Source organism: Staphylococcus sp. EG-SA-2 (assembly GCF_017152085.1).
This window is the reverse complement of the sequence record NZ_JACYHC010001025.1, coordinates 1-803: the sequence shown is the minus strand read 5'-3', so window position 1 is coordinate 803 and position 803 is coordinate 1. Positions and strand designations below refer to the sequence as shown.

General features: G+C 26.5%; 2 protein-coding genes. One reads left to right on the top strand and one right to left on the bottom strand.

Features of this window, described 5'->3' with window-relative positions; genetic code table 11:
- The first annotated feature begins 181 nt into the window (after window positions 1-181).
- Complete coding sequence (locus tag IDG60_RS27830; RefSeq protein ID WP_000217714.1) at window positions 182-490, top strand: hypothetical protein; 309 nt, start codon at window positions 182-184, stop codon at window positions 488-490.
- Window positions 491-597: 107 nt separating this feature from the next.
- Here IDG60_RS27830 and IDG60_RS27825 read toward each other — a convergent pair whose 3' ends face one another.
- Complete coding sequence (locus IDG60_RS27825; RefSeq protein ID WP_072398205.1) at window positions 598-801, bottom strand: hypothetical protein; 204 nt, start codon at window positions 799-801, stop codon at window positions 598-600.
- Window positions 802-803: the final 2 nt, after the last annotated feature.

The following is an 803-nucleotide window of genomic DNA, read 5'->3' as shown; positions in this document are numbered from 1 at the left end:
GTGATATTCATCCCATTTATTTCATGACAAAAGATTAAAACTTCCTTTTTCATAACCCCATTCATTCAACTAATAAATTAAAAATTGATAAAAACGTACTGTTTTTTAGAAACATACATATATAAGATACGCATTCATTACTAAAAGACAGTACATTATATTCTATCAGGAAGGTGCAACAATGACCGTCAACATCGTATTTAGTATCGTATTCTGCATAAGTATGGTTATATTAGGCATTTATGTCGCAATAACTAAAGATTTCACACTAATTTCTTATATAAATCAAACGACCATTGCAGATAAACACAAGAACCAAATTGCATATATATTTACGCTATGTATCAGTTTGAGTGCAGTATTTTTAATGTCTTCAATTCTATGCTTTGAATATGATTTTATTGCATTGTCATTCTTATTTTTAACGATAGCATTATTACTTATCGCATTATTCTACGTTTGCTTTTATAAAATCACAAAATATCCATAAATGTTTGCGATAGTGTGTTGGTTAGATTTATTGATGCGCTGTCATTAAGTAATTGTTTGCGAAAAAAATACAACCTTGTACGAATACAAAGTTGCATTAATATAGAATCATTTATGCTTTTTAATATCACAAATTAAATTGATTAAACTAGCTAAAATAGTCAAAATTGGAATCAAGATTACATATATATCATAACCTCTAGATATTAGTATACATAATATAATTAGCGACCCTATTATAATTGCTAAATTATAAGCCAAACTAATTTTATATTTCATTTCAATTCCCACCTTAATAGCATTGATTAAAATTC